General features: G+C 38.5%; 25 protein-coding genes. 1 reads left to right on the top strand and 24 read right to left on the bottom strand.

All coding sequences use genetic code 11. The features are described from left to right. Positions 1-13: 13 nt before the first annotated feature. The 7 genes from rnc to PI20285_RS03800 all read right to left on the bottom strand — a co-directional run bounded on the left by rnc (position 14) and on the right by PI20285_RS03800 (position 8,068). Entirely contained in the window at positions 14-715 is a 702-nt protein-coding gene (rnc, locus tag PI20285_RS03830; protein ID WP_057772897.1) for a ribonuclease III, read from the bottom strand. Between the two features lie 125 nt (positions 716-840). Continuing rightward, positions 841-1,089 carry an acyl carrier protein gene (gene acpP / locus PI20285_RS03825; protein WP_057772895.1) on the bottom strand — a complete coding sequence of 83 codons (249 nt, stop codon included), beginning with the start codon at positions 1,087-1,089 and terminating at the stop codon, positions 841-843. A gap of 71 nt (positions 1,090-1,160) precedes the next feature. Further along, positions 1,161-2,177 (bottom strand): phosphate acyltransferase PlsX, encoded by a 1,017-nt coding sequence (plsX, locus tag PI20285_RS03820; RefSeq protein WP_057772893.1) that lies wholly within the window; start codon positions 2,175-2,177, stop codon positions 1,161-1,163. A gap of 25 nt (positions 2,178-2,202) precedes the next feature. Continuing rightward, complete coding sequence (gene recG / locus PI20285_RS03815) at positions 2,203-4,260, bottom strand: ATP-dependent DNA helicase RecG (protein ID WP_057772891.1); 2,058 nt, start codon at positions 4,258-4,260, stop codon at positions 2,203-2,205. A gap of 59 nt (positions 4,261-4,319) precedes the next feature. After that, the gene (locus PI20285_RS03810; protein ID WP_420892106.1) at positions 4,320-5,999 is read right to left on the bottom strand and encodes a DAK2 domain-containing protein; all 1,680 of its coding nucleotides are present in this window, start codon (positions 5,997-5,999) and stop codon (positions 4,320-4,322) included. Positions 6,000-6,032: 33 nt separating this feature from the next. Next, complete coding sequence (locus PI20285_RS03805) at positions 6,033-6,395, bottom strand: Asp23/Gls24 family envelope stress response protein (RefSeq protein ID WP_057772889.1); 363 nt, start codon at positions 6,393-6,395, stop codon at positions 6,033-6,035. A gap of 245 nt (positions 6,396-6,640) precedes the next feature. Next, positions 6,641-8,068: an ISNCY family transposase gene (locus PI20285_RS03800; RefSeq protein WP_158694970.1), complete on the bottom strand. Its 1,428-nt coding sequence runs from the start codon at positions 8,066-8,068 to the stop codon at positions 6,641-6,643. A 345-nt stretch (positions 8,069-8,413) separates the two neighbouring features. Here PI20285_RS03800 and rpmB point away from each other — a divergent pair, with 345 nt between their 5' ends. After that, the gene (gene rpmB, locus PI20285_RS03795; RefSeq protein ID WP_046870836.1) at positions 8,414-8,599 is read left to right on the top strand and encodes a 50S ribosomal protein L28; all 186 of its coding nucleotides are present in this window, start codon (positions 8,414-8,416) and stop codon (positions 8,597-8,599) included. A 45-nt stretch (positions 8,600-8,644) separates the two neighbouring features. Here rpmB and PI20285_RS03790 read toward each other — a convergent pair whose 3' ends face one another. The 17 genes from PI20285_RS03790 to PI20285_RS03710 all read right to left on the bottom strand — a co-directional run bounded on the left by PI20285_RS03790 (position 8,645) and on the right by PI20285_RS03710 (position 26,241). Further along, the gene (locus PI20285_RS03790; protein WP_105782185.1) at positions 8,645-9,298 is read right to left on the bottom strand and encodes a thiamine diphosphokinase; all 654 of its coding nucleotides are present in this window, start codon (positions 9,296-9,298) and stop codon (positions 8,645-8,647) included. Next, positions 9,298-9,954: a ribulose-phosphate 3-epimerase gene (rpe, locus tag PI20285_RS03785; RefSeq protein WP_057772610.1), complete on the bottom strand. Its 657-nt coding sequence runs from the start codon at positions 9,952-9,954 to the stop codon at positions 9,298-9,300. Before rpe ends, PI20285_RS03790 begins: the two co-directional genes overlap by 1 nt. A gap of 2 nt (positions 9,955-9,956) precedes the next feature. Further along, positions 9,957-10,874 (bottom strand): ribosome small subunit-dependent GTPase A, encoded by a 918-nt coding sequence (gene rsgA, locus PI20285_RS03780; RefSeq protein ID WP_057772608.1) that lies wholly within the window; start codon positions 10,872-10,874, stop codon positions 9,957-9,959. Positions 10,875-10,895: 21 nt separating this feature from the next. Continuing rightward, the gene (pknB, locus tag PI20285_RS03775; RefSeq protein ID WP_057772606.1) at positions 10,896-12,383 is read right to left on the bottom strand and encodes a Stk1 family PASTA domain-containing Ser/Thr kinase; all 1,488 of its coding nucleotides are present in this window, start codon (positions 12,381-12,383) and stop codon (positions 10,896-10,898) included. Next, positions 12,384-13,127, bottom strand: coding sequence for a Stp1/IreP family PP2C-type Ser/Thr phosphatase (locus tag PI20285_RS03770; RefSeq protein ID WP_057772604.1), 744 nt, complete (start codon positions 13,125-13,127; stop codon positions 12,384-12,386). A gap of 6 nt (positions 13,128-13,133) precedes the next feature. Then, entirely contained in the window at positions 13,134-14,471 is a 1,338-nt protein-coding gene (gene rsmB / locus PI20285_RS03765; RefSeq protein WP_057772602.1) for a 16S rRNA (cytosine(967)-C(5))-methyltransferase RsmB, read from the bottom strand. Then, positions 14,468-15,418, bottom strand: coding sequence for a methionyl-tRNA formyltransferase (gene fmt / locus PI20285_RS03760; protein ID WP_057772601.1), 951 nt, complete (start codon positions 15,416-15,418; stop codon positions 14,468-14,470). Before fmt ends, rsmB begins: the two co-directional genes overlap by 4 nt. Before the next feature lie 15 nt (positions 15,419-15,433). Continuing rightward, positions 15,434-17,848, bottom strand: a complete 2,415-nt coding sequence (gene priA, locus PI20285_RS03755) for a primosomal protein N' (protein WP_057772599.1) — start codon at positions 17,846-17,848, stop codon at positions 15,434-15,436. 13 nt (positions 17,849-17,861) lie between these two features. Next, a complete protein-coding gene (gene coaBC, locus PI20285_RS03750) occupies positions 17,862-19,082 on the bottom strand; it encodes a bifunctional phosphopantothenoylcysteine decarboxylase/phosphopantothenate--cysteine ligase CoaBC (protein ID WP_082623233.1) in 1,221 nt (406 codons plus the stop codon). Positions 19,083-19,150: 68 nt separating this feature from the next. Next, positions 19,151-19,360: a DNA-directed RNA polymerase subunit omega gene (rpoZ, locus tag PI20285_RS03745; protein ID WP_057772594.1), complete on the bottom strand. Its 210-nt coding sequence runs from the start codon at positions 19,358-19,360 to the stop codon at positions 19,151-19,153. A gap of 1 nt (position 19,361) precedes the next feature. After that, positions 19,362-19,976, bottom strand: coding sequence for a guanylate kinase (gene gmk, locus PI20285_RS03740; protein ID WP_057772592.1), 615 nt, complete (start codon positions 19,974-19,976; stop codon positions 19,362-19,364). 508 nt (positions 19,977-20,484) lie between these two features. After that, a complete protein-coding gene (locus PI20285_RS03735) occupies positions 20,485-21,156 on the bottom strand; it encodes an ABC transporter permease (protein ID WP_057772591.1) in 672 nt (223 codons plus the stop codon). A 2-nt stretch (positions 21,157-21,158) separates the two neighbouring features. After that, positions 21,159-22,094 carry an osmoprotectant ABC transporter substrate-binding protein gene (locus PI20285_RS03730; RefSeq protein WP_057772588.1) on the bottom strand — a complete coding sequence of 312 codons (936 nt, stop codon included), beginning with the start codon at positions 22,092-22,094 and terminating at the stop codon, positions 21,159-21,161. A gap of 13 nt (positions 22,095-22,107) precedes the next feature. After that, positions 22,108-22,743 carry an ABC transporter permease gene (locus PI20285_RS03725; RefSeq protein WP_057772586.1) on the bottom strand — a complete coding sequence of 212 codons (636 nt, stop codon included), beginning with the start codon at positions 22,741-22,743 and terminating at the stop codon, positions 22,108-22,110. Continuing rightward, positions 22,740-23,915 (bottom strand): betaine/proline/choline family ABC transporter ATP-binding protein, encoded by a 1,176-nt coding sequence (locus tag PI20285_RS03720; RefSeq protein ID WP_057772619.1) that lies wholly within the window; start codon positions 23,913-23,915, stop codon positions 22,740-22,742. The genes PI20285_RS03725 and PI20285_RS03720 overlap by 4 nt, the downstream gene beginning before the upstream one ends. 149 nt (positions 23,916-24,064) lie before the next feature. Then, complete coding sequence (recN, locus tag PI20285_RS03715; protein WP_057772584.1) at positions 24,065-25,750, bottom strand: DNA repair protein RecN; 1,686 nt, start codon at positions 25,748-25,750, stop codon at positions 24,065-24,067. Positions 25,751-25,785: 35 nt separating this feature from the next. Beyond that, positions 25,786-26,241, bottom strand: a complete 456-nt coding sequence (locus tag PI20285_RS03710; RefSeq protein WP_057772583.1) for an arginine repressor — start codon at positions 26,239-26,241, stop codon at positions 25,786-25,788. Positions 26,242-26,250: the final 9 nt, after the last annotated feature.

Below are 26,250 nucleotides of genomic sequence, written 5' to 3'. Positions count from 1 at the left end.
ATCTAACTCCCAACTAAACATTTTTAACGCGTAATGCCTGTAAAGCATCCTTTGCTGCTGATTGTTCCGCAACTTTCTTTGATTTTCCAGTGCCGACGCCCAGTTTTTGCTTATCATCAAAAACAGCCACCTCAAAATCAAGGTCATCTTCAGGACCCACTTCGTTTAAAAGCTCATAGTGAATCAAGGCATCCCCATCACGCTGAAGCACTTCTTGCAGGTTGGTCTTGTAATCAATGACATGGTCAAATGCGCCCGTATCCAGTTTGGGGAAAATAACCGTGTGCACAAACTTCTCAACGGCTGGACGTCCCTGATCAAGATATAAGGCCCCAACAAAAGATTCAAAAATATCACAAAGAAGTGAAGAACGATTCCAGGCGCCACCTTTTTCTTCACCTTTACCAAGGCGAATGTATTGGTCAAAATGGCATTCCCGAGCGAACTGACTGAAACTAGCCTCACAAACCATCGCCGCTCTAAGACGAGTTAATTTTCCTTGTGGCATTTCTGGATACCGTTTAAAAATATATTCCGATACAATTAATTGTAAGACAGCATCACCCAAAAATTCGATTCTTTCATAAAATTTCAATCCTTGATTAGGATGTTCATTTACATACGAAGCTTGCGTTAATGCTTCATCCAAAAGGCTTTCATCGTTAAATTCAATTTGAAAGTTTTTCTTCAGTTCCGCATCAATCGATTTTTTCATCTTTTAACATCCTTTCTATAATTCCTACTCTAACAGTATATCGTTTTTCGAGGAAACTGCCTACTACTGGATCTAGATACAAGTTGAGACCAGAACAATTTGTTCCAGCCTCAATTTATAAAAACCTATTTAGTTTTTTGATTGGCAGTAATAAAATCAACGGCCTGTCCGACAGTTGTGAGATTTTCAGCATTCTCATCGGAAATTTCAGCACCAAATGCATCTTCCAATTCTAGCACAAATTCCACAATATCAATGGAATCCGCATTCAAATCTGTTTTGAAATTTAAGTCGTTTGTAACTTTTGCCTTATCAACGTCAAAATGATCGACAATGATATCTGAAATCTTGTTAAATACTTCTTCTTTAGTCATGTGCTACTCCTTAGTCATTTAAATACTCAAACAAGTTTAATGTTTTTTTACCAATTTGTCTACAAAAAACATTAAATTTCCTTGTTTTGTTCACTTCGGGTTGCAAAATAATCTGCCAAATTAGTAGTTAAATTTGTATCAACCATTTGTCGAAGTTGACTTAAAGCTTGATAAACTTGCGTTTCGTTACTTGAACCGTGTGCTTTAACGACTGGCGCTTTGACGCCCAATAAAACGGCGCCTCCATGTTTTGAGTAGTCCATTTTATCTTGAACAACTTTAAAGACTGGTTTTAACATCAAACCGCCTAACTTTCCTTGGACACCCGAATCTAAAATACTGTGCTTAATCAATTTCAAAAGCGACAAAGCAGTCCCTTCAGTATTTTTCAAAACAGCATTTCCGGTAAAACCATCCGTTACCACAACATCGGCAGTCCCGTTTAGTAGTTCTCTTGATTCAATGTTACCAACGAAATTTAAATTGGGATCATCAGAAAGAACCTGGTAAGTTTCCTTATGAAGAGTATCACCCTTATCTTCCTCCGCACCATTGTTTAAGAGGGCAATTCTTGGACTAGTTACGCCCATCACATTGGCACTGTAAAAATTCCCCAAAACGGCAAATTGCTGTAAGTTTTTTACTTTACTTTCAGCATTTGCACCCACATCTAACATGGTAAATGAATCTTGAGGTCCCTCCAAGGAAGGTAAAGTTGTGGTCATCCCTGGACGATCGATTCCTTTAATTCTCCCAATAATAAATAGGCTTGCTGCCAAGAGTGCTCCAGTATTTCCAGCTGAGAAAAGCGCATCTGCTTTACCATCTTTAACTGCCTGAGCAGCTAAAACAAGTGAAGAAGTTTTTTTCTGACGAACAGCTCGAACGGGCTCATCACCCATTTCAATCTCTGAATCTGTATGCACAATTGTAATTCGTTCTCCGTTTTTCAAGTACTTCTTTATTTGATCTTCTTTACCAAATAAAAGAAACTTGGTATCTGCAAATTCATCTCTTGCCAATTCGACCCCTTGAACAACTTTTTCAGGAGCGTAATCGCCACCCATTGCGTCAACTGCTAATTTCATCTGCTATCCCTCATTTTTAATTTTTTTAATCAAAGTTTGCATTTTTCTGCATCACAATTTCTAAATACTCATTTAAAGCTTTAAACGCAGGTTCTGCTTGCCAATTTTCCGTATGGACAATTTTGCTAGCTTCAAGTTGAGCTGTTTGTAAGGCGCCAATATCCACCACTGGGTCGCCAATCCGAAACTCAGGAATCCCGGATTGTTTATTTCCAAACACATCCCCTGAACCTCGCAACTGAAGATCAGCCTCTGATATCTTAAACCCATCATTGGACTGGGTCATAATTTTCATCCGTTTGATACCAGTTTCATTTTTAGGATCCGCCACCAAGATACAGTACGCCTGGTCTTTTCCTCGGCCAACTCGGCCCCGCAACTGATGAAGCTGTGCCAATCCAAACCGATCAGCGTCATATATAATCATCACGGTTACATTAGGAACATCCACGCCAACTTCAATTACAGTTGTAGAAACTAATAATTGAAACTCGTTATCTTTAAATTGACGCATGATTTCGTCTTTTTCATCAGATTTCATCCGGCCATGAAGCAGTCCCACTTTATAATCTGGGCTGAATTCAGTTTGTAATTGTTCATACAAAGCCATGGCGTTTTTCAAATCTAAGGTTTCTGATTCTTCAATTAACGGTGTAACCACAAACGCCTGATGACCTGAGTCAAACTGCTTTTTAACAAAATCTAGCATACCATTCACATTGCTGCTTTTAACCCAACTTGTTAAAACTGGTTTCCGGCCCTTTGGCATCTGGTCAATGATTGACACATCCATCTCACCATAAGCAGTAATTGCTAAAGTTCGTGGGATAGGAGTTGCCGTCATTGCCAATACATCGGCGTTCATGCCTTTTTTTCGTAGCGTTTCGCGCTGTTTGACGCCAAATCGATGCTGTTCATCAATCACAACTAATCCGAGATTTTTAAAAACGACATCATCTTGAATCAATGCATGGGTCCCAATCACCAAATTAATGTCGCCGTGTTCAATGCCATTTAATAAAGCGCGCCGTTGTTTCGACTTCGAACCAGATGCTCCTGTCAGCAAGCCAATATTGACGTCTGTGCCTTCAAAAATCTTTGTTAAGTTATTAGCGTGTTGTTCTGCCAAAATCTCTGTAGGCGCCATTAGAGCTGTTTGATAGCCGGCAGTGATTGCCGCATACATCACGATGGCTGCCACAATCGTTTTTCCGCTCCCAACATCACCTTGTAACAACCGATTCATTCTAATGGGGCGTTTAAGATCATAACAGATCTCATTAACTACACGTTTCTGAGCATCTGTTAATTCGTACGGTAATTTAGCGATAAAATTTTTAATCTCTTCAATGTCATATGAGATTGCTGTTCCATTAGCGACTTGATCGCGTCGTTTAAGAAGTTGTAGCTCCATTTGAAAAATAAAAAACTCTTCAAAAGTTGCAGTCCGTCGTGCAATTTTTGCTGCCTTGACATCTTCTGGAAAATGTAAATCATGAATCATTTTCCGTCGATCTATCAAACGATACTTTTTGACCAAAGAATCGGGAATAAGCGTCTCAATTTGATCTTGATAGAGGTCAAAGATCTGTGTAACAAGTTTTTTGATTGTATTCTGCCGTATATGCTGGTTGGCAGGATAAATAGCTTCAATATCTGCCGTTGAGCCTGCCGTCGAAAAAGGCAATAATTTCATCCCGGTTAAACTTCGACGACGGGCATCCCACTTACCATAAACCGCAAATTTTTCATCCATAGTTAACTGTTTCTTTAACCAAGGCTGATTAAAAAAAGTGACCATCACCGATTCCTGGTTAGTCAATAGGCGAAAGTTAAGCCGATTTTTTTTGCGGCCATAACGAGCTAAAACTGGCTCTGAGGCAATCGTTCCCTCTAGAGTCACTTTTTGTTGATCGACCAAGTCCGCCATATTTTGTGGCCGTAAATCTTCATATCGGAAAGGAAAATACAATAATAAATCTTCAATTGTAAAAATTCCTAGTTCATTTAGTGCTTTAGCTCGTTGCAGCCCAACTCCTGGAATCTCAGTAACAGGCGAAGTAAGCGAATTTTCTTCAGTCATCTGTCGACTTCCTAACTACAAAAAGAGGTGGAAGAATCCCAGCCTCTTTATTTTTCCAATTATTCAACTGATACGATGAACGGATAAACAGGTTGATCTCCTTCATGCATCTCAATCTCAAGTTCATCATCTAACCCTTGAATCGTGTCTGCAAGTTTTTCAGCTTCAGACTTTTTCGTGTCAGCACCGTAAATGATCGTAACAATTTCACTGTCTTCATCCAACATTAATTTGGCCATTTCACCGGCTGCATCAAGAAGATTAGCTTTTGAAGTTTCGATTGTCCCATCAACGATCCCAATAAAGTTACCTTTTTTAATTCTTTTTCCTTGAACTGTCGTGTCACGAATGGCTGTTGTTACCTCACCACTCTTAACAGAACTCAAGTTATCTTCCATTGCATCTATGTTGCTATCCAGATTACTATCTGGATTAAAGCCCATTAGTGCAGTCATCCCTTGCGAAATGTTGCGACTATGCACAATTTGTGCTGGAATTTCTGCAACTTGAATGGCTTGTTCAGCTGCAAGAAAAATATTTTTATTGTTTGGTAAAACGATTGCCCGTTCTGCATGGGAATCATTAATTGCAGCAACAATATCAGCAGTACTTGGATTCATCGTTTGCCCACCGTTAATAATGTGAGTGACACCCAAACTGCGGAATAATTTAGCTACTCCAGTTCCAGAAGCAATCGCAATAATTGCTGTCCCTTTAGTATCTAAAACGGGTTCCGGAACTTCGGTTGGTTCATCTTTTTCGATGATTTCTTCTTGTTGTTGGCGCATGTTGTCGACCTTCACAGTGGCCAGATCACCAAACTGCTGTCCCCAAGCCAAGACCTTGCCAGGATGTTCAGTATGCACATGAACTTTAACAACGTCTTCATCATTAACAACTAACAATGAATCACCTAGTTTTGCTAAATAATTGTAGAAAGTATCATAATCAAAATCCTGTTTTACTTGTAGTCCTTTACCAATCCGAACCATAATTTGGGTACAGTAACCAAACTTAATGTCGGCGGGATCAATTTTTCCTTGGACACTTTGATGATGCTTTGCTTCTACCATCTCGTCCATCTGCTCTTCATCTGGTTCATCATCAGCCTCCGCACGTCCATTCAAAACATCATCAAATGCATCAAATACGAATACTAACCCTTGACCACCAGAATCCACAACCCCAACTTCTTTTAAGACGGGTAAAAGATCCGTTGTTTTTTTCAACGCCTCTTTACCGGCCTTAGTCACTGCATCCATGACGTAAACAACACTGTCTTCTTCCTCAGCAGCGTCATTACCGGCCTTAGCAGCCTCACGAATCACTGTGAGGATAGTTCCTTCGGTAGGCTTCATAACCGCCTTATAAGCCGTCTGAGCCCCATCTGCGAACGCATCTGCTAAATCTTGTGCACTTAAGCTTTCTTTATCTTCAACACTCTTAGAAAATCCACGGAAAATTTGAGAAAGAATCACACCAGAATTTCCACGAGCTCCCATTAATAGTCCCTTAGCAAGTGCGCTTGCCAATTTACCAACATGTTCACTCGGTTCGTCCATCTCATATTTTGCACCGCTCTCCATTGATAGACTCATATTAGTTCCTGTATCTCCATCGGGAACTGGAAAAACATTTAATGAGTTAATGAAATCCGCGTGTTTTTTTAATTTTCGTGCACTTGCTTGAATCATTTTATCAAATTCTTGGTTAGTGATTTCAGTCGTTGCCACTTTCAATTATAAATTCCTCCTTGTTTCAGTCCTTCGTAATTAAGCCTCTAAGACCTTTACACCCTGGACAAAAACGTTCACAGAGTTTGCTGAAACACCTAACATTGATTCCAAATTATATTTTACTTTTGATTGTACATTTTTTGAAACTTCTGAAATTTTTGTACCATAGCTCACAATAATGTAAACATCGATAGCAACGCCATTATCCTGTTGGCGCACAACAACGCCTTTAGCATAATTTTCTTTACGCAAAATTTCATTTAAATTGTCGCGAAGTTGGCTTTTACTTGCCATGCCGACAACTCCATAGTTATCTGTTGCCCCGCCACCTACTACTGTTGCAATCACATCGTTTGAAACATCAACTGTTCCATTTTTTGTCTGAATTTTTACAGCCATTAGTAATAGCCTCCTTAAATCAAATCATCGTTTTGATATCAACGATATTTTACCATACTTCAACAAAGCAATAAACGCAACACTCTTTCGTGCAATTACGGTGAGTTAACTTCTAGAATGGTTGCCTTAAAGCTATTCTACCAAAAATTTCAACATTTCTAAATGGTTACATTTAATTCATACTCGTCACGCTGTCAATCGGTAAGGAAAAATGTCTCAATAATCATTGAACATCCTTGTCAAATTTAAATCTCATATGCCATATGATTTGCTCCTTTTTCGGAATACCCAATTGTACGCAAATAGTCGCGATAATTGGCTCTCCTCCATGGGTGGTTCATAGAAGCCTTGGGCTTCTTGTTCTTTGGGGCCATATTAGATGGTTTTTCAATAATAACCTCGAAAGCTGGCGAAACTAAGTCATGATCTGCAAGCGGATGTAAATCAAATATTTGATCTGCATCTGTAGTAGCGTAAAGCTTACCAGTTAAAGTTTTAACGATTAAGATCTTAGTTCGTGGTTTTAAACAAACTAGCTTATCTGATTCAAATAATTGATATTCCTGATTATTTAATTTGACAGTGTGACCAGATGAAATTGAGCGCTCTCGAGTTGTGATTAAAATCTGATCAATTTCTGAAGATGTAAGTTGTTTGTCAAAGCCACTCGTGTTAATTTTAATAGGTAAAGCAAACTTTTGATTGAATTCTTTTACAAATGGGTTGAGGAAGTCGTTAGCTTGCTCAATTGTCGTTGTATTTGCTAGTTTAAGTTCATTTAAAAGTCGGCTTTGTAGTGTTTCAAAAAGGCGTTCAATTCTGCCTTTGGTTTGCGGTATGCTAGTCACTGAGAGTTTGGTTCCCAGTGACTTACACGCATAACCGAATTGAGTGAGTGGGTTTTCCTTCGTTGGAGAATCTGCTTTTTTGTTTGAGTTAAAAACCGTTCTTCGGTCTGTTAAAATCTCATACGGGATTCCAAAAGAAGTCAATATTTGAGCCATAACTTGATAATAAGCGTTTAACGTTTCTTCGGTATCAAAGTAGGCGCCAACAATCGCACCACTATAATCATCAATCGCGGCATGTAGATAAGTCTTTGTATTGCCAAACCAGAGCTCAACCGAGGCATCCATCTGAATAAGTTCACCGGCAAATTTTTTCCTAGCGCGTGACGGATGAGCCTTTATTGCTTCCACTGGTTCAACAACTTGTAAGGTCTTTTCGTCACGTTTAGACAAAGCCTGCCGTTGTTCCTTGAGCTTTAATTCTTTGCGTATTTGTCTTTTGGTATTGTGATGAGCTTTGGGTGACAGAACCCGATGGGTTCTAAGTATTCGTCGTAAAGTTGATTCAGAAACTTGAATACCTTCTCTACTTAATAAAAACTCATAGAAATGGGAAATATTGAAGCCTTGGTAATCAGTTTCATACAGCTTAATAATTCGATTGATTTGTTTGGTTGAGATCTTATTCTGTGGCTTTTTGCCAGTATTGCCATGCACAAAGCTAGATTTACCCTTAGTTCGATATTTGATTATTAATCGATCAATTTGTCGTAATGATAGATTTAATTCAATACTAGCTCGACAACGATTCTTTCGTTCATTAACTACTTGCTGAATTACTTGATATTTGTGGTCTTCTTTCACTGTTAAAACAACCTTTCTCATGTTGTCCACCTCCATTAACTATTTTGCCGGAGGTGAAACATATTTGCGAGACATTTTTGCTGACCAATTAGTTAAGACATTATCACTGGCGAACAACAGGTTACATTTAATTCATACTCGTCACGCTTGACTAATTGCCTAAAACTATTTAGAATAACTCAGAGTTCAGTAAATATAGCTCTATCTTCTAAATATAATTCTTGAAAAGATGATTTCAAACTAACTGTCAAGTAAATATACTTGAAAGAAAAACATTGCATTCACCTGGTATCTATGATAAGTTATTTAGGTGAGTTAAAAAGAATTCTATGATAAATATAGAAGCGACAAAGGAGGATTTTAAAAATGGCAAAAGACTTTGTCACCGGTCGTCGTACCCACTTTGGCAACACACGTTCACATGCTTTGAATCATAGTCGCCGAAGCTGGAAACCAAATTTGCATAAGGTCCGCATTCTTGTGGATGGAAAACCAAAACGCGTTTGGGTTTCTGCTCGAGCATTAAAATCAGGCAAAATCAAACGTGCATAAAAAAAGATTGAAGCAAATGCTTCAATCTTTTTTTATTGCTTTTTACTAGTCAGCTACATCGTGGCTATAAATAACCGCTACAATTCCCGATGAAAAACTAAAACTGGCTGTTGATTTCAGGAATTCGTTACTTACATAAGCAATTGGAAAACGATCAGATTGATCATGTAACTGATACTTCTCGTCCGGAAGCGTTAGATTACTAACATTCCCTAACAAAACAAACGACAAATATTTATACGCTGATAGCTCCTCTAAAGTATATTGTCCAGCTTTAAAAAAGCGCATATAGTTTTGTCGATCGATTAACCGAACCCGCTCGATGTACGGATTAAACCGAGGTTTTAGAAACATAAAAATATTACTAAGTAAATGGTCTAATCGTCCACCTGTCATGCCATACAAGTGAACCTCATCTGTATCTGTCTGTAATCGCTCAAAAGCCGCTTTGAGCGCTAATTCTGTATCCGTGTCATCTTTAATTGCATTTACCTGAATAATTTTTGAAATATTATTTTTCACTTCCGAAAATTCTTCAACTGACATTGAATCAAAATCACCGACTGCTATTTGGGGCGTAATATGATGTTGAATCAAAACTAAAGCTCCTCGGTCTACACCAATCCAGCTTCCTTTTTGCTCAAACATTTTTCGCGGATATTGTTGTGCAGGTCCGCCAGCTAAAACATTAATTTGCATTATGCTGTCGTCCTTGTTTTTAATTTTTGAATTTGTGCAACCGGATCTTCACTATTAAAAACATAGGAACCTGCAACTGCAATGTCTGCACCAGCTTTATAAACTGACTCAACTGTTTCATCAGTAATTCCACCGTCAACCTCAATGGCAAAATCATTTTCGCCAGTTTGTCGTAGCTGATTCAACTGCTGAATTTTTGGAATCATTTGTGAAATGAATTTCTGACCACCGAATCCAGGATTTACTGTCATTACCAATACTTGATCAACGATTGGGAGCACTTCTTTGACCATACTGATTGGCGTACCAGGATTCAGCACAACCTCAGCCTTCACCCCATGTTGTTTAATCATTTCTAGTGCCCGATAAATATGTGGTGTACTTTCGACATGGACGCCCACAATATCTGCGCCAGCCTGACAAAACTGTGTCACAAATCGTTCTGGATTTTCAATCATCAAATGGCAATCTAATGGCATGCTTGTAATTGGGCGAATGGCTTCTACCATTCCTGGACCAAAACTTAAATTGGGAACAAACTGCCCATCCATCACATCAATATGTAAAAGATCTGCACCACCCGATTGAGCAATTTCAATATCTGGTTTTAAATCGACAAAATTTGCACTTAAAATTGATGGAGCCACTTTAATCATAGTTATTTCCCCTTTTTCTTGGAATAGCCTTTTCGCTGATAATCAGGCTTCTGGGCCTTAATAATATTAAAAAACTGGACATAATTATCATAACGGCTTTGCATTATTTCTTCATTTTGGACAGCTTCTTTTACCGCACAATCTGGTTCATTAATGTGCAAACACTCACGAAAACGACAGTTCAATCCAACATTGGCAATTTCTGGAAACAAACTTTTCAAATCTTCCAAACGCATCTCAAAAACAGTGTAACTTGAGAATCCAGGTGTGTCTGCGACCAAACCATCCCCAACTGGGAACAAGGCTACTTTTCGAGTTGTATGTTTTCCTCGGTTCAAAGCCGCCGATACTTCCCCCGTTTGAAGTGCTAAATCCGGATCAATATGGTTAAGCAAGGTTGATTTTCCGGCGCCAGTTTGACCCATAAAAATCGTTAATTGATCAGCAAAATCACCGGTTAAATTGTTAATTGCATCCCCATTAAATGCCTGCCAATCTAAATAAACCTCATACCCAATTTTGCGGTAGCCAGCAACTTTTTCTTCAAAAATTGGTTGCTGCTTTTCTTCAACCAAATCGCCTTTTGTAAAGTAAATAATCGGTTTAATTTGTTTTTCTTCTAAGGCAACTAATTGCCGATCCAAGAGATTGGTTGAAAAGTCAGGTTGAACACAGGCTGTCACAACAACTGCTTGATCAATATTTGCTAGTGGTGGCCGCACTAATTGATTGCGCCGCGCTTCAATCTTTAAAATGTACCCTTCATTTTCGGCTTGGCTTTCAAATTCAACCCAATCACCGACTAATGGTGAAATTTTTTGTTTTCTAAAATTACCGCGAGCTCTTGTTCGAAAAATTTTATCGTCAGTTTTCACATCATAAAAACCACTTAACGATTGAATAATCTGTCCTCTGTGCATTAAACCCCTCCCGATCTATTCTTATTCTGTGACAGAAAAACGAATTGTTGTTGCCCTGGGCACGACGACTTGGTCCGGAACAACACTTTGATAAATAATTTTGCCACGATCAAACTCCATGGTTTGTACTTTTGTCTTTTCTACTTTAAATCCCTTTGCTTGTAACTTTTTGGCCACAACACTGTACGAATCACCAATATAATTTTCAACCACATAACTATTAGGCCCTTGGCTAATTACAATGTTGACCGTTACGCCCGCTTGGACCTGCTTTTTCTTTGTGGGCAAAGTTTCAATAACACGCTTATAATTAACCTTTTGATTGCTAGTCCGGGTGATGTGCCCAATTTTAAGATCTTTCTTTTTTAAAGCCACTGCTGCCTGCTGTTGAGTCATTCCAGTTACATTAGGAATCGAAACAACTTTCGGAAAACTTAAATAAAAAGCAATAGCAATTCCTCCAATAAATAAAGCTAGCAAGCCTAAAAAGATGCCGATTTTTTTTCTTAAAGGATGCCGATTTCTTCTCTTTTTGGTTCCCGAAGTTGTTGTTTTCGAACCATCATTTTGCGAAACAGCCTTCACTTCAGCCACGTCTTTAACTGCCGATGATGTGAAGTCAGAAACATTGGCAATAATTGTTTCATCATTAGCGGATTGTGCTGTAAAACGGGGTTCACCAGCTCTCCTGGGGGAAAGTGATGTACTGAGGTCGTTTGCCATTTCCGTCACCGATGGATAGCGATCAAATGGATTCTTGGCCGTGGCTTTTAAAATAACATTTTCGAGAGCCTGCGGGATTCGCGGATCAAAATCACGCACAAGGGGAATTTGATTCTGATAATGTTTGATGGCAATTGAAACCGCGTTTTCACCTTCAAATGGTACGCGACCGGTTAACATTTCATATAAAATAATCCCCAACGAATAAATATCTGAACGTTTGGTTGCTAAATGACCGCGTGCTTGTTCTGGAGACAGATAGTGAACAGACCCCACTACCGCATTGGTTTGCGTTAGCGTTTGTTCTTCTTGAGCTAACGCAACTCCAAAATCAGAAATTTTGGCATTTCCTTTTTTATCCATTAAGACATTTTGTGGCTTTAAATCACGATGAATAATGTCATGAGCATGTGCTGCAGCAACCCCACTTAAAATCTGTTCCATAATATCAATTACTTTTTGATAAGGAATTGGAAAATGATCTTTAATATATTGTTTTAAATCTGTCCCGTCAACATACTCCATGACCAAATAATGCATGCCGTTGTCTTCGCCAACGTCATACACGCTCACAATATTTGGATGCACAATTTCCGTGGTCGCTAAAGCTTCTCGCTGAAAACGTTGAATTGTTTTTCCATCGTTTTGAAGATCAAATCGGATTAGTTTAACAGCAACGTCACGGTTAAGAATAAGATCATGTGATAAGTAAACATCAGCCATACCGCCTTCACCAAGCGAGCTAATCACACGATAACGTCCGTTAAGCGTTTGATTCGGTGTCATTTACTTATTCACCTCATCTTCCGCTTGAATGATAAGGACGGTCACATTATCGCGACCACCAGCCTGATTTGCTAATTCAATTAGTTTTAAACATTTTTTTTCTAAACTTAAAGGACCAGCCAAAACATTAGCAATCGTTTGATCGGTCACCATATTGGTCAATCCATCCGTACACAAAAGGAGCTGGTCATTAACTTTCCATACATAGGAATGCACATCGATATCCGAATTATTTGAGATGCCCAGTGTTTTGGTAATAATATTTTTTTGAGGATGATTTCGTGCTTCCTCAGGAGATAACTTTCCTTTTTTAATCAGTTCATTGACTAATGAATGATCAGAAGTCAGTTGCTTTAATTCATTTCCTTTAAATAAATAGCACCGACTATCACCTAAGTGAGCTACGATAAACTGATTTTTCAAAATTATCGTAACTACTATGGTTGTGCCCATCCCATTTAAATCTGAATACTTCTGTGCCGTTTCTAAAATCTCATCATTTTCTTGAGTAACTTCTGTTTGGAGCCAATTGACCGCGTTAGTCACATCATCAAAATCGGTATTTTGGAATAAATAACCTAAATGAGAAACCGCCATTTCAGAAGCGACATCCCCGCCCTGACGACCACCAATTCCGTCCGCAACGATGCTAAATAAGACGCTTTGTTTATTCTTAAAAACGCCTACATAATCTTGGTTTTCGTCACGATGGTTACCGATATCAGATTGAAATGCATACTTCACGAATCATCACGCTCTCTTTTGTAAACAAGCAATGAAAAAGCCATCGGAACCAAAATCATCCGGATAAATATTCAGATACGGAACAAAACGATCTTCCTTCAATTTTTTAGTCGTTTGTGTAGGAACCAACGTAAACTCAGGATGAAGTTCTATAAACGCTGAAATTGTTTTTTCATTTTCCTGTTCTAATATGGTACAAGTACTGTAAGTTATTATACCGTTATCTTTAACTTTTGGAGCCATTGCATTCAAAATTCCTAATTGAATTTCATGCAAATTTTGACTATCTTCTGGAGTCTTTTCATAACGAATTTCTGGTTTGCGGCGCATTAATCCAATTCCGGAACATGGCGCATCAACCAAAATACGATCAAAGTAATCATCTTCAATAATTGAATCAATTTTACGGGCGTCTAATGCTTTAGCTGTAACTCGTTCGTCAAGTCCCATTCGTTTGGCATTTTGTTTGATCAAACCCACTTTTTTTGGATGGAGATCCAGTGCAAGTACATGTCCTTCGTCGCCAATTTTTTGGGCAATGTGGGTTGTTTTCCCGCCTGGTGCAGCACAGGCATCAAGCACTTCCATACCAGGTGCTAACTGCATTGCTTCTGCAACTAACATGGCACTTTCGTCTTGAATTGTTAAAGCCCCGTTCCCAAAAAGTGGTGATCGGCCAATACTGCCTTCAGTAACAATGACACCATCTTCTGCTATATCACTTGGTTCTGCTTGATAGCCGTCTTCATCCAGTTGATTAATCACTTCTGTTTGTGTAGTTTCATTCGTATTAACACGAGCAGCTTGTCGAGAAGGATGATTGATTGATTCCAAAATTTGATCAGTCTTCTCTTCTCCTAATTCTTTATCAAGCTGTTCAATTAACCATGGCGCAACGCTGTATTTGATACTTCGAAACTCGGTTGGATCCGTAATTGCACTTAGTTCTGGAAGTCCTTCTCTTTGAATTGAATGCAAAACTCCGGTCACAAACGCCCGAATTCCACTATGGCCACGGACTTTTGCAATTTCAATTGTTTCATTAAAAATTGCTCGCGTAGGAACTCGGTCTAAATAGACCATTTGAAAAACGGCTGAAAGTAAAAGTTGTTTAACCCAATCTTCTACTCTTTTATGTCCTATAAAGGGTTCTAAGTCATACTCTAACGTTAATTTGTGTTGAATAACTCCGTACACAATTTCTGTCAACAAATTAATGTCAAGCTGCGAAAGTCTACTATCGCCAATCGTATTTTTTAATTCAATATTTGAATAAGCACCTTTGCTTACTTTCAATAAAACGTCAACTGCAAGTGCCCGTGGATTCTTTGCTTTATCTGTCATAGTTTAATAACCTGCTCGCCTTCATAAAATGCTTCTTGACTACCATTTAAGTAATCAGTAATATCCATTTGTGGTTTACCTGCTGGTTGTACACGGTCCAAACTAACCACACCATTTTCGCCAGTAGCGATAAGGAGTTCGTGCTTTGTTTTTTGAACAACCTGGCCTGGTAACAAATCTGTTGTTTGGGTCAGCGGTGTCACCTGCCACAGTTTTGTTCGTACCCCGTTTAAAATTACATAACTTACTGGGAAAGGACGAAGCCCCCGCACTTTTGCATCAACCAGCTTTGCACTTTTGGAAAAATCAACTTTTTCTTCTTCTGGCTTGATATTAGGTGAAAACGTAACATCCTCTTCATTTTGAGGCACACTTTTAATTTCCCCTGCAATTAATTTAGGCAACGTTTCCAGTAAAAGATTACGTCCCAAAATACTCAGTTTTTCAAACATCGTCCCAACATCATCTGTCGGTTCGATAGCTAATTTTCTTTGGGCTAGCATTTCGCCAGCATCCATTTTTTTAACCATATAAATTAGCGTCACACCAGTTTCGTGATCCCCATTCATAATAGCATATTGTACCGGTGCACCGCCGCGATATTTAGGCAACAACGAGCCGTGGACATTAACGGCTGCAATTTTTACAGAATTGATTAATTTCATTGGTAAAAATTGTCCAAAAGCTGCGGTCACAATTAAATCGGCATGCATATTAATTAAGATTTCCATTTCGTCTGAACCGCTAATTTTTTCGGGTTGAAAAACGGGAATGTTGTTTTCTACTGCCACTTGCTTCACAGGTGACATGGTCATCTTGTGTTTTCGTCCTGTTCGCCGATCGGGTTGTGTCACAACTGCCACGACATCATAGTTTGCATCCTGAACTAAACTTGTTAAAATGGGCGCCGCAAACTGTGGTGTGCCCATAAATATGATTGACTTCATTTTATTGAATTCCTCCTACATAAATGATTGTGGTTCTGAATCGATAGAAAGTTGAATTCCTAGTCGATAATCAGCTTGAGATTCCTGTAAAATTTTAGTGACAGCCTCATGTAATTGAGGTTCATTTTTATATTTAATCACAATTTGATAATAATATTTATTTTTAACTCTCGCAATTGGCTTCGGCGTTGGTCCAAGCACAATGGCATCCGGACTTAAAGATGGTTTTAACTCATTTAAAACAGTATACATCTTTTGAGCCGCAACTTTTTCTTCTTTATGAGCAGCAGTGATCTGAAGCGTGTAATAGTACGGCGGATATTTTTCCTGATGACGAATATACATTTCTTTTCGGAAAAAGTTTTCATAATTTTGAGATTTGGCAAGCTGAATTGCATAATGGTCAGGATTAAATGTTTGAATAAAAACTTCGCCTAATTTATCAGCCCTGCCGGCCCGGCCACTAACTTGCGTTAAAAGCTGAAAAGTCCGCTCACTAGATCTGAAATCTGGCAATTCTAAAGCCGTATCTGCGTTTAAAACACCAACTAAGGTTACGTTAGGAAAATCTAGTCCCTTAGCGATCATTTGTGTTCCTAACAAAATATCGGCTTGTTGTTGCCCAAATTTCTGTAAAATTCGTTCATGGGAACCTTTCCGCCTTGTAGTATCAACATCCATTCTCAAAATTCGTGCTTCCGGAAATTGAGCCTGAAGCTCTTTTTCAACTTTTTCAGTCCCCGTTCCATAGTAACGAATTTTTTCACTATGACAATTAGGGCACTGTTTTGGAATTGGCTCTTCATGTCCACAATAGTGACATTTCATCCGGTGATTATCCATGTGCAAGGTTAAGGAAATATCACAATTAGGACATTTCAAAACGAACCCACAGTCTCGACACATAATGAAGGATGAATACCCACGCCGATTTAGCATCAGAATACTTTGTTGTTTCAAATTCAACCGATTTTTAATTGCTGCCAACAACGGATCAGAAAAATTTTGATTTGCGCCGCTCTGTAGCTCTTCACGCATATCCACAATTTTTACTTTTGGTAATGGATGCCCGTTGATACGATCTGGTAAACGAAGTAATTGGTAAACATTGCGCTCACTACGCGCTCTGGATTCCAACGAGGGAGTTGCACTTCCAAGCACTAACGGACAATTATGATATTCACTCCGCCATTGAGCCACATTTCTTGCGTGATAACGCGGTGTATCATCTTGTTTATAACTGGTTTCATGTTCTTCATCGATAATGATGACTCCGACATTTTCAATTGGTGCAAAAATTGCCGACCGCGCGCCAACAACTACTTGGGCTTCATGCCGCTTGATTCTGCGCCATTCATCATACTTTTCACCATCTGATAACCCACTGTGCAAAACAGCAACTTGTTTGCCAAATCGTCCCTTGACCCGACTAACCATCTGCGGTGTCAAAGTAATTTCTGGAACCAACATAATAGCCGTTTTATTTTGCGCCAACGCATAAGCGATTGTTTGCAAATAGACTTCTGTTTTTCCACTTCCAGTAACACCTTCTAATAGAAAAGTCCGTGATTGCTGGTCTTTTATGCTTTTAGTTACCTGATCTAAAGCAACCTTTTGTTCTGAATTCAACTGCAATGGTAAAGTTAACTTCTTGTTCATAGCATACGGGTCTCGATACTGTTCCACTTTTTTACGAGTAAGCCAGCCCCGTTCCTCTGCATTCTTAATTGTAGCAGCTGTAATTTTCAATTCTTTTTCAATCTCAACCTGCTTAATTGCAGTCTGATGAAACGCCAAATAATGAACAAGATTACGCATCTTGACTGCATTTTTGCGTAATGATGCCATAATTTTTGGTTCTTCTTCTTCACTTAATTGCGACTTGATTTGAAAAACTTGCTTAGAATGAGCTTGATTCTTAACCTTATAAATAATTTCAATTTGATTTTTTTTTCGTAGTTTTAATAACTCACTTTGTTGTTTCGGTGTTAATTGATCAGGCTGAAAATCTTTCCACTCATCTTCGGGGAGAATTTTTGCCAAACTCTCACTCGAAACTTCAGGATCAAGGATCTTCAATTGTTTTGTATACTTTGCCCGCATAACATTAGGTAACATGGTTAAAAGACAGGTAATCTGAAAAGCAAATGTTGTATCTGCCAACCAACTAGATAACTGAATCAATTCAGGATTTAAAACGGGCTCCAAATCCATTAAGCTTTCGATATTCTTTAGCGGGTTTTTCTCTTCTGCTTTTGTTTCAAGTGCAACGACAAATCCTTGGATTTTTCGATTACCATTGCCAAATGGCACAACAACCCGCATCCCAACCTGAATGTCAGTTTCAATTTGGGTTGGGACAAAATATGAATACGGATTATTTGTTTGCATTGTAGGAACATCAACAATTACTTTGGCAATCTGGACCATACTTTCACCTGCTTTATGACAATCGTTTTACAATAACTTCTAAAACCTTTTTGGCAATAATTTGCTTGTTTGCCTTTGCAACTTTAATATTGGTCGCATTGTGTTGCAAAATGGTGACCGCATTATCTTCTGAACCAAACCCAATATCCGATTGGGAAACATCATTGGCGACAATTATATCTGCACCTTTAGAATCCAATTTTTTCTTGGCATTATTGAGTAAGTCATTAGTTTCGGCAGCAAACCCCACAACAATTTGTTTGGTTCGGCGCGATTTTAAACTTTTTAAAATATCAGTTGTCTCTTCCAATTCTAACGTCAAATTGGCAGAATCTGCTGATTTTTTTATTTTATGATCAACAAAATGTACGGGACGATAATCTGAAACAGCTGCGGCCATTATGAATACATCTGTAGACACAAACTGCGTCTGAACAGCCTGTGCAAGTTCTTCAACTGTTTCAACTTGAATAACGTCAATCCCAGCCGGAATTGGTAATTTTACATTTGCGGAGATTAAGGTAACTACTGCCCCGTTTTCTTGTGCAACTTTAGCAAGTGCATACCCCATTTTACCAGAGGATTTATTAGAAATATAGCGAACAGGATCAATATACTCACGAGTCCCACCCGCTGTAATAAGCACCTTTTTCCCCCGTAGCTTAGCTAATTTTGAATTATCAACATCTTCTGTTTGCTCAACGATATAATTAAATATTTCATCATTACTTGGAAAACGACCCTTTCCCGAATAGCCCTCCGCGAGCGGTCCATTATCCGGATCCATAACTTGAATATTGTCATTTCGCAACGTTTGAATATTCCGCTGTGTGGCTGCGTTATTCCACATATGCACATTCATTGCGGGAACGACTATGACTGGTACCGAAAGTGCCAAAAGTGTTGTACTCACAAAATCATCAGCCATGCCATTTGCCATTTTACTCATGATATTGGCTGTTGCAGGAGCCACGATTGCCAAATCAGTCCAGTCTGCCAATTCAACATGGGCAACGGCGGCTGAAGTTGTTTGGTCGAATAAATCAGTTTGCACGGGGTGTTTACTAATTGTTTGGAAAGTACTTTTACCCACAAATTGCATAGCCGTTTTTGTCATCGCAACTCGAATTTCTGCACCTGCTTTTTGAAATGTTCGAATTAATTCGACAACCTTATAAACTGCAATTCCGCCTGTTATAAAAAATGTAATGTGTTTATTTTTCCACATAGCCATTCTCCTTATTAAAAAATTGAAAAAAAGGTCTGAAAGAAATTTCTCTCAGGCCTTACATCAAATACTCATTAAAATTCGGTTTTATCAGGATCGATCACAACGTCACCCGCAACAATTTCTTCAAGCGCCTGTCCAACACTCTTGGTTGATTCATATTTATCCAAAAGAGGCTGTGCGCCAGCATCAAGTTCATGCGCACGTTTGCTGGCCAACATAATTAAAGAATAACGTGAATCAACTCGTTCTAATAAATCATCAACTGAGGGATATAAAATCATTTTATTTATCTCCTAACATTTCTTCATATTCTGGAAAAACTCTAGCAACTCGGAATCGTTCACTTTTTATGATTGTTTTAATGCTTTCAACAGCATTCTCAACTTTATCATTAACTACGGCAAAATCATAGTCTTGCATCATTCGAATCTCTTCTACGGCCTTTTCCATCCGCTTGTTGATTGTTTCCATATCTTCTGTGCCGCGATTTATAATGCGCTGTTTTAACTCCATTAAATCGGGTGGTGTCAAAAATACGAAAACTCCTTCTGGTGATCGTTTTCTTACTTGTAGAGCACCATTTACTTCAATTTCTAAGAAAACATCTTTGCCACGATCTAACGTTTCATTGACGTACTTCAAAGGGGTTCCGTAATAATTATCAACGTACTTTGCATACTCTAACATCTGACCAGTTTCAATATTATGCTCAAACTCTTCTTTAGAAACGAAGTAATAATCGACCCCATTTACTTCGCCTTCGCGAGGTTTTCTTGTTGTCATTGAGATTGAATACTGAAAATCATTACCACCCTGATCAAAGATTGCCTTACGTACCGTTCCCTTACCAACCCCAGATGGTCCGGATAAAACGATAAGCATCCCTCTTTTTGCCATAATTAAAATCTCCTAAATATAATGTAACTCCTATTATCGCTTTTTTAATCGGTCTTTTCAAGCTCCAATCAACGTTATGACGCGATTTTTATGGATTTAAAAAATATTTTATATTTAATATTGCATTTGTGAACGTTTGTTCGTATAATGAAGAGGCAAACAAACGTTCGAGGTGGAAATTAATGAAAAATTTACAACACAATAACAAGGGTGTATCCAAGTTCGTATATAACTCATATTAAAAGCTCTTTTCAGAGCCAAATTTCAAAGGCATCGAACCTCAAATGCCTCGGTTTCAATTAACCAATTTTTTAAAACAAGCTGTTCAAAATCATTATCTGGTTACTATCCAAATAAATGGGACTGATGCTGTCTATGAAACTACTGGTTTTTTAACAGAAGCATCAGAAAATCGGTTTATTTTATCGCGTAGCCATCAAAACGTCACATATTTGCTTCAATTGCATAACATTCGCTTTGTAAAGCGTCTGAGCATTAACTGGGTCAATTATTTATCCTGTTTAGATCGCTTGTATGCAGGATCCAGACGGTTTTGTAACCAACCTAACACCAAATCAGAGATAATCGCCATTAAAGCCGTTGGTAAAGCACCAGCCAAAATAATTGCACCCCCGTTAGTGGCGTTTGTTCCTCGTATAATAATATCCCCAAGTCCACCGGCACCAACGAAGGTTCCAATGGCTGTAATTCCAATGGCTAACACCAATGCATTTCGAATTCCAGCCATGATGACTGACATAGAAAGTGGCAACTCAACCATATACAAAAGTTGAAAACGAGTCATCCCCATTCCCTTACCAGAATCTAAGATGCTAGGTTCAACACTTTGCATCCCACTGTAAGTATTTTTGATGATCGGCAACAATGCGTATAAGAATACGGTCGCAATAACTGTATTAACTCCTAATCCTAAGCCCAACATAATAATTGAGAGCATAGCTAACGACGGTACAGTTTGGATCACGTTAGCAATCCCAATTACTGTTGAGCTTAATTTAGTATGGCGAGCGATTAGAATCCCTAAAGGAATCCCCACAATTGCAGCAAATATTACGCCATAAATTGAAATCAAAAAGTGACGACTGAATTGCTCCAACACATACATACCATTATGAGAAAAATAGTAAATCAGTTGTTGAAAAATATTTAAATTTGCCATTTTTATTTACCACCCTTCCCATCAAAGTAGTTGTGTTGCTCTAAATATTGCTTCGCAACAACTTGTGGTTCAACTAATTGATTATCGACCTTAGCATTCAAGTTTTGCATTGTGGTGAGTGAAATTTTTCCTTTTAATTTTAATAGAACTTTTTTTAGCTCTGGATGTTCTTTTAAAATTTTATCTGTTGCTAAGGGACTAGCATTATAAGCTGGGAAAAACTTCTTATTATCTTTCAAAACTTTTAAGTCGTAACTTTTGATCCGCCCATCAGTTGAATAACCTAAAACAGCATTCATTTTTCCTGATTGAACAGCACTATATACTAATCCAATTTGCATTGGGTAAACCTTTTTGAACTGGAAACCATAAGCTTGGGAAAAACCAGCATACCCATCGCCCTTTCGGTTAGTCCAGATTTGGTCAGCACCGACTGTCATATTAGGCGCCAGTTTTTTTAAATCACTAACACTTTCTAAATGCTCTTTTCGAGCCAATTTTCCCGTCACCATAAACGCATAGGTATCAGCAAAACCATAGGTTGGAAAATAAGTCATATGATATTTATTTTTGTAAATTTTACGGACTACTTCGCTAGATTTTTTTGAATTTGTAATTGGATCCCGATTAAAAATCGTAGTTAAATCAGTTCCGTTATAACGAATTGCCGAAATGTCAGCATTCCCATTTTTAACTGCCTGAAAGCTCACCGTTCCTGAACCCAAGTTATTGATGAGTGTTGTTTTTAAATTAGTATCGTGTTCAATCAAGTCTGCAATCATATAAGCCATAATTTGCTGCTCCGTTGTATTCTGAGCCGCAATTCGAACAGTATCTTTAGAGGAAGAATTCAGTCCTGGAAATCCACAACCGCTCAACAAAAGGGTCGAAATCAACATTAAAATGCCAACTCTAAAAAATCGTGATATTTTTTTCATTGTGATCCCCCTCCTATGATTTTGCAGTCGTTGTTGTTGGTGTCAACCAAACTTCTAGTTTTCCCAATAACCAATCAACCAATAAAGCCAACAAAATAACCGGAATGGAACCGCCCAAAATTAAATCTGTACGATATAAATTGAGACCATTAAAAATAAAGTCACCAAGACCACCAGCACCAATGTATGAAGCCAAAGCGGTCCAAGCAATCACATACGTTGCTGACAAACGAATTCCACTCATAATAACCGGCACAGCCATTGGCAATTCTAATTTGATAACTGATTGGAGACTAGTCATACCCATTCCTTTTGCAGCATCTTTTAAACTAGGATCCACACCTTTAATTCCTAAATAGGTGTTTCTTAAAATTGGCAACAAAGAATAAATAAATAACGCAACAATCGCCGGAATGGCACCAATCCCAAATAAGGGAATCATCATCGCTAAGAGCGCAAGGGCCGGAATTGTTTGAAGCACACTAGCGATCTCAATGATAATCCCAGATCCTTTTTTCATCCGCGTCAATAAAACACCTAGCGGAACGGCAACTAAGATCCCTAGTCCGAGTGAAATTCCTGAAATGTAAATATGCTGCCAGATTTTATACAATAACTGGCCACCATATTGTTGAATGAAAGTAATCATACTTGGCCGTCACCCACCTTTGTTGAAGCAGCCGCATCTTTCGAATCTTCGTGAGTTGAAGGATCTGCTTCACCCCATAAAGCATCGTACACAATATCAACCAGAGAGGCTCGCGTCACAATTCCAACTAATTTCTTGTTTTCATCTACAACGGGAACGTTTTTGTATCCCCGTTTTAAAATTCTTTCGACAGTGTCACGAATAATTGAATTTTCATGAACATAGAAAACTTTCCGAGTCATGACATCATCAACACTGGTTGCCGTATTGTAGTTGTAATCAATTTGTTCAATATCTACATAACCCTTCAGAATTCCCGACTCATCTGTAACCAATAACGTATCGACTCGTTTTTCATGCATCAACTTCAATGCCTCTTTCAAAGACCGACCTGGCGTAATTGAAACGGCGTTGTTATACATAACCTGACCAACAGTCGTAATACTTGGTCGTGCTTGGATTAAACGATCTTTTCCAATCAAGTTTTCGACAAATTCATTTGCTGGGTGACGTAAAATTTCGTCTGGTGTGGCTACTTGGACCATCTTTCCATGACTCATAACCACAATCCGAGTAGCCAATTTCAAAGCTTCATCCATATCATGCGTTACAAAGACTAGCGTTTTACCTAAGCGTTTCTGCAAATCTTGAACAAAATCTTGCAGTGATTCACGCGTAATTGGATCCAAGGCCCCAAAAGGTTCATCCATCAAAACCAGATCCTGATCAGCTGCCAAAGCTCTTACAACACCAATTCTTTGCTGCTGACCACCTGATAATTCTGAAGGATAGCGATCTAAATATTCTTCAGGTAATTCAACCATCTTTATCATTTCTTTTGCCCGTTCAGCTCTTTTTTCATCAGACCATTTAAGTAATTTAGGCACAAGTGTAATGTTATCCCGAATTGTCATATGAGGCATTAGCCCAACATTTTGAATCACATACCCAATTCTGCGACGTAGTTTCACAGGATCAGCTTTTAAAATGTCTTCACCTTCTAATTTTATCGAACCAGATGTCGGATTTAACATCCGGTTAATCATTCTCATTGTGGTTGTCTTACCTGAACCAGAAGTTCCAATAAAACAAATAAACTCACCCTTTTTTACGTCAAGATTAAAATCATCTACGGCTTTTTTTCCACCGTACACTTTAGAAAGATGTTTCATTTCTAAAAACACATACGTCAACTCCATTCAATTTTAAGTACAACTAGGATTATGTTATCGTACATTGACCACTTTCTGCAAATGTTACGATTAACCACTATTGATAATTTATGCTAAAAAGTTACCTTTTAGATACAAAAAAGAACTTTTTAAGAATGGGCCATCTTAAGAAGTTCTTTTGCGTGTTGAATACTTAATTTAGTTACGGTACTCCCTGCCAACATTCTAGCTAACTCTTGTACCCGCCCCTCATCATTTAGATAACTTAAATCAGTTTCTGTGCGGCCATCTTTGACCGTTTTAGAGACAAAGAATTGATGGTCGGCCTCAGCTGCAACCTGGGGTAAGTGGGTAATACATAGAACTTGAGAATAACTTGCAATTAGTTTTATTTTTTCGGCGATTGCCTGGGCAACACGCCCGCTAACACCTGTATCAACTTCATCAAATATGATACTAGTGACCCCCTGTGACTTAGCAAAAATTGTTTTCAAAGCCAACATAATTCGCGAAAGTTCACCACCAGATGCAATTCGTGTTAAAGGCCCCATTTTTTCACCAGGATTTGTCCGCAAATAAAATTCCACACTATCAACACCACTTGTTTTAAACTTTGTAGGCTGAGTCGTGTCAAAATGAACCTCAAATTCCGCCTTGTCCATATACAACTGTTTTAACTGCTCATGAACATCACGCTTCAATTGTTGAGCCGCTTTTTTGCGTGCGGCGGTCAATTGATGGGCTAGCTTTTCCAACTTAGTTTTCAGTTCATCCAACTGAACTTCTATTTGTCCCTCGTCTGATTCTAAGTCAATCATATTATGTAACTCTTCAGAGACTTTCTGATCATATTTTAAGATTTGATCAACTGTATCGCCATATTTTCTTTTCAATTGATAAATTTCTTCCAAACGTTTTTCAATTTGGTCTAAACGCCCTTCATCCCATTCCATGCCATCTAACTCACCACTAATTTCACTAGCCGCATCCTGCAGTTGGTAATAGGCTGAAGCAACTACTTCAGAAATCGCTTTATAATGATCATCTAGCTCTTCAATTTCACGCAGCCCGTTCATTGCCTCACCGGTCCGATCAATTGCCCCAGGAGTCTCCTCACCGCTTTCTAAAGCAAGCTGAGCGGCTTGAAGAGCACTGTTGATCTTCTGGAAGTTTTCCAAATGCTCTTTTTCAGAATTAAGTTGCTCTTCTTCTCCACTTTGAAGATTAGCGTCCTCGATTTCTTTAACTTGAAATTTAAGCATATCTACGCGTTGGACCCATTCTTTTTCATGTGCTTTTTTTTGATCAAATTTTTTTCTCAAAACTTGGTAACGTTCAAAATAAGTTTGATAACTTTTTAACAGTGGCTGGACTTCCACGCGAGCATACTCATCCAGCATGCCTAAATGCTTATCAGCTTGCATTAATTCTTGATGCTCATTTTGTCCATGGATATCAATTAAAGTCTCTCCAACTTGTTTTAGGATTGTGGTGTTAACTAACGACCCATTGACGCGACAGACATTGCGCCCACTTGCTTGAATTTCTCGCTGTAAAATAAGCGTAGGATCAGCATGTTCAATTCCATACTGGTCCAACAATTCTAATGTTTCTCTATTTTTATCCAGACTAAACATGCCCTGCAAAACAGCTTTTTTGGTTCCTTTACGAATGAAGTCAGTAGAACCTCTCCCACCCGCTAATAAACCCACAGCATCAATAATGATTGACTTTCCGGCCCCAGTTTCACCAGTCAAAACAGTCATTCCTGAATTAAATTCGATATTTAGTTTTTCAATAATTGCGAAATTTCGAATCACCAATTCTTGCAGCATTTTTTCACCTCATGTAAGTTTCTAACTTCACATAATCACTCTAAACGCATCGTTGTAATCAATTGTTTGATGTTTTCCACGCCTTCAACACTGTTGGTGACAATTAAAACAGACCCATCATCGCTAATGGCACCTAAAATATCATCACTATTCAATTGATTTAATAAACTGGCAATTACAGGTCCACTTCCGGGTTGTACTTCAAGAAATATGAACGTTGCGTTGCTCGTCATTTTTTTTACAGACTCTTTAAGCGTTCGTGCCAACCGTAATTTAATATTCTCATCTTTTTTTGGTGGTAACGCATAATGGTAACCCCCATTTTGAGATGGTAACTTAATCAACTGCATGTCTCGAATATCACGAGAAACGGTTGCCTGAGTTACCTGAATACCACTTTTATTCAAATACGTAACTAATTCTTCTTGTGTTTGCACATCATTTTGCGTTAATATGTCCCGAACATGCTGCTGCCGTTCACTTTTTTTCATACTGGTTGA

It is taken from the genome of Pediococcus inopinatus, assembly GCF_002982135.1.
GTDB classification, from domain to species: domain Bacteria; phylum Bacillota; class Bacilli; order Lactobacillales; family Lactobacillaceae; genus Pediococcus; species Pediococcus inopinatus.
Note: the sequence above shows the minus strand (reverse complement) of the source record. Positions and strands in the feature narration are given on the sequence as shown.

Bases quoted from the DNA above. Each gene is read 5' to 3' on its own strand.
- rsmB (WP_057772602.1), bottom strand. From the start codon at position 14,471: ATGACAGATAAAGCAAAGAATCCACGGGCACTTGCAGTTGACGTTTTA.
- recG (WP_057772891.1), bottom strand. From the start codon at position 4,260: ATGACTGAAGAAAATTCGCTTACTTCGCCTGTTACTGAGATTCCAGGA.
- PI20285_RS03730 (WP_057772588.1), bottom strand. From the start codon at position 22,094: ATGAAAAAAATATCACGATTTTTTAGAGTTGGCATTTTAATGTTGATT.
- fmt (WP_057772601.1), bottom strand. From the start codon at position 15,418: ATGAAGTCAATCATATTTATGGGCACACCACAGTTTGCGGCGCCCATT.
- gmk (WP_057772592.1), bottom strand. From the start codon at position 19,976: ATGGCAAAAAGAGGGATGCTTATCGTTTTATCCGGACCATCTGGGGTT.
- rpe (WP_057772610.1), bottom strand. From the start codon at position 9,954: ATGATTAAAGTGGCTCCATCAATTTTAAGTGCAAATTTTGTCGATTTA.
- acpP (WP_057772895.1), bottom strand. From the start codon at position 1,089: ATGACTAAAGAAGAAGTATTTAACAAGATTTCAGATATCATTGTCGAT.
- pknB (WP_057772606.1), bottom strand. From the start codon at position 12,383: ATGACACCGAATCAAACGCTTAACGGACGTTATCGTGTGATTAGCTCG.
- PI20285_RS03720 (WP_057772619.1), bottom strand. From the start codon at position 23,915: ATGAAACATCTTTCTAAAGTGTACGGTGGAAAAAAAGCCGTAGATGAT.
- rpmB (WP_046870836.1), top strand. From the start codon at position 8,414: ATGGCAAAAGACTTTGTCACCGGTCGTCGTACCCACTTTGGCAACACA.
- PI20285_RS03725 (WP_057772586.1), bottom strand. From the start codon at position 22,743: ATGATTACTTTCATTCAACAATATGGTGGCCAGTTATTGTATAAAATC.
- rnc (WP_057772897.1), bottom strand. From the start codon at position 715: ATGAAAAAATCGATTGATGCGGAACTGAAGAAAAACTTTCAAATTGAA.
- PI20285_RS03710 (WP_057772583.1), bottom strand. From the start codon at position 26,241: ATGAAAAAAAGTGAACGGCAGCAGCATGTTCGGGACATATTAACGCAA.
- PI20285_RS03735 (WP_057772591.1), bottom strand. From the start codon at position 21,156: ATGGCAAATTTAAATATTTTTCAACAACTGATTTACTATTTTTCTCAT.
- PI20285_RS03805 (WP_057772889.1), bottom strand. From the start codon at position 6,395: ATGGCTGTAAAAATTCAGACAAAAAATGGAACAGTTGATGTTTCAAAC.
- coaBC (WP_082623233.1), bottom strand. From the start codon at position 19,082: ATGGCTATGTGGAAAAATAAACACATTACATTTTTTATAACAGGCGGA.
- PI20285_RS03800 (WP_158694970.1), bottom strand. From the start codon at position 8,068: ATGAGAAAGGTTGTTTTAACAGTGAAAGAAGACCACAAATATCAAGTA.
- rpoZ (WP_057772594.1), bottom strand. From the start codon at position 19,360: ATGATTTTATATCCCTCAGTTGATGATTTATTAGAACGAGTTGATTCA.
- plsX (WP_057772893.1), bottom strand. From the start codon at position 2,177: ATGAAATTAGCAGTTGACGCAATGGGTGGCGATTACGCTCCTGAAAAA.
- rsgA (WP_057772608.1), bottom strand. From the start codon at position 10,874: ATGCACAGAGGACAGATTATTCAATCGTTAAGTGGTTTTTATGATGTG.
- recN (WP_057772584.1), bottom strand. From the start codon at position 25,750: ATGCTGCAAGAATTGGTGATTCGAAATTTCGCAATTATTGAAAAACTA.
- priA (WP_057772599.1), bottom strand. From the start codon at position 17,848: ATGGTCCAGATTGCCAAAGTAATTGTTGATGTTCCTACAATGCAAACA.
- PI20285_RS03790 (WP_105782185.1), bottom strand. From the start codon at position 9,298: ATGCAAATTAATGTTTTAGCTGGCGGACCTGCACAACAATATCCGCGA.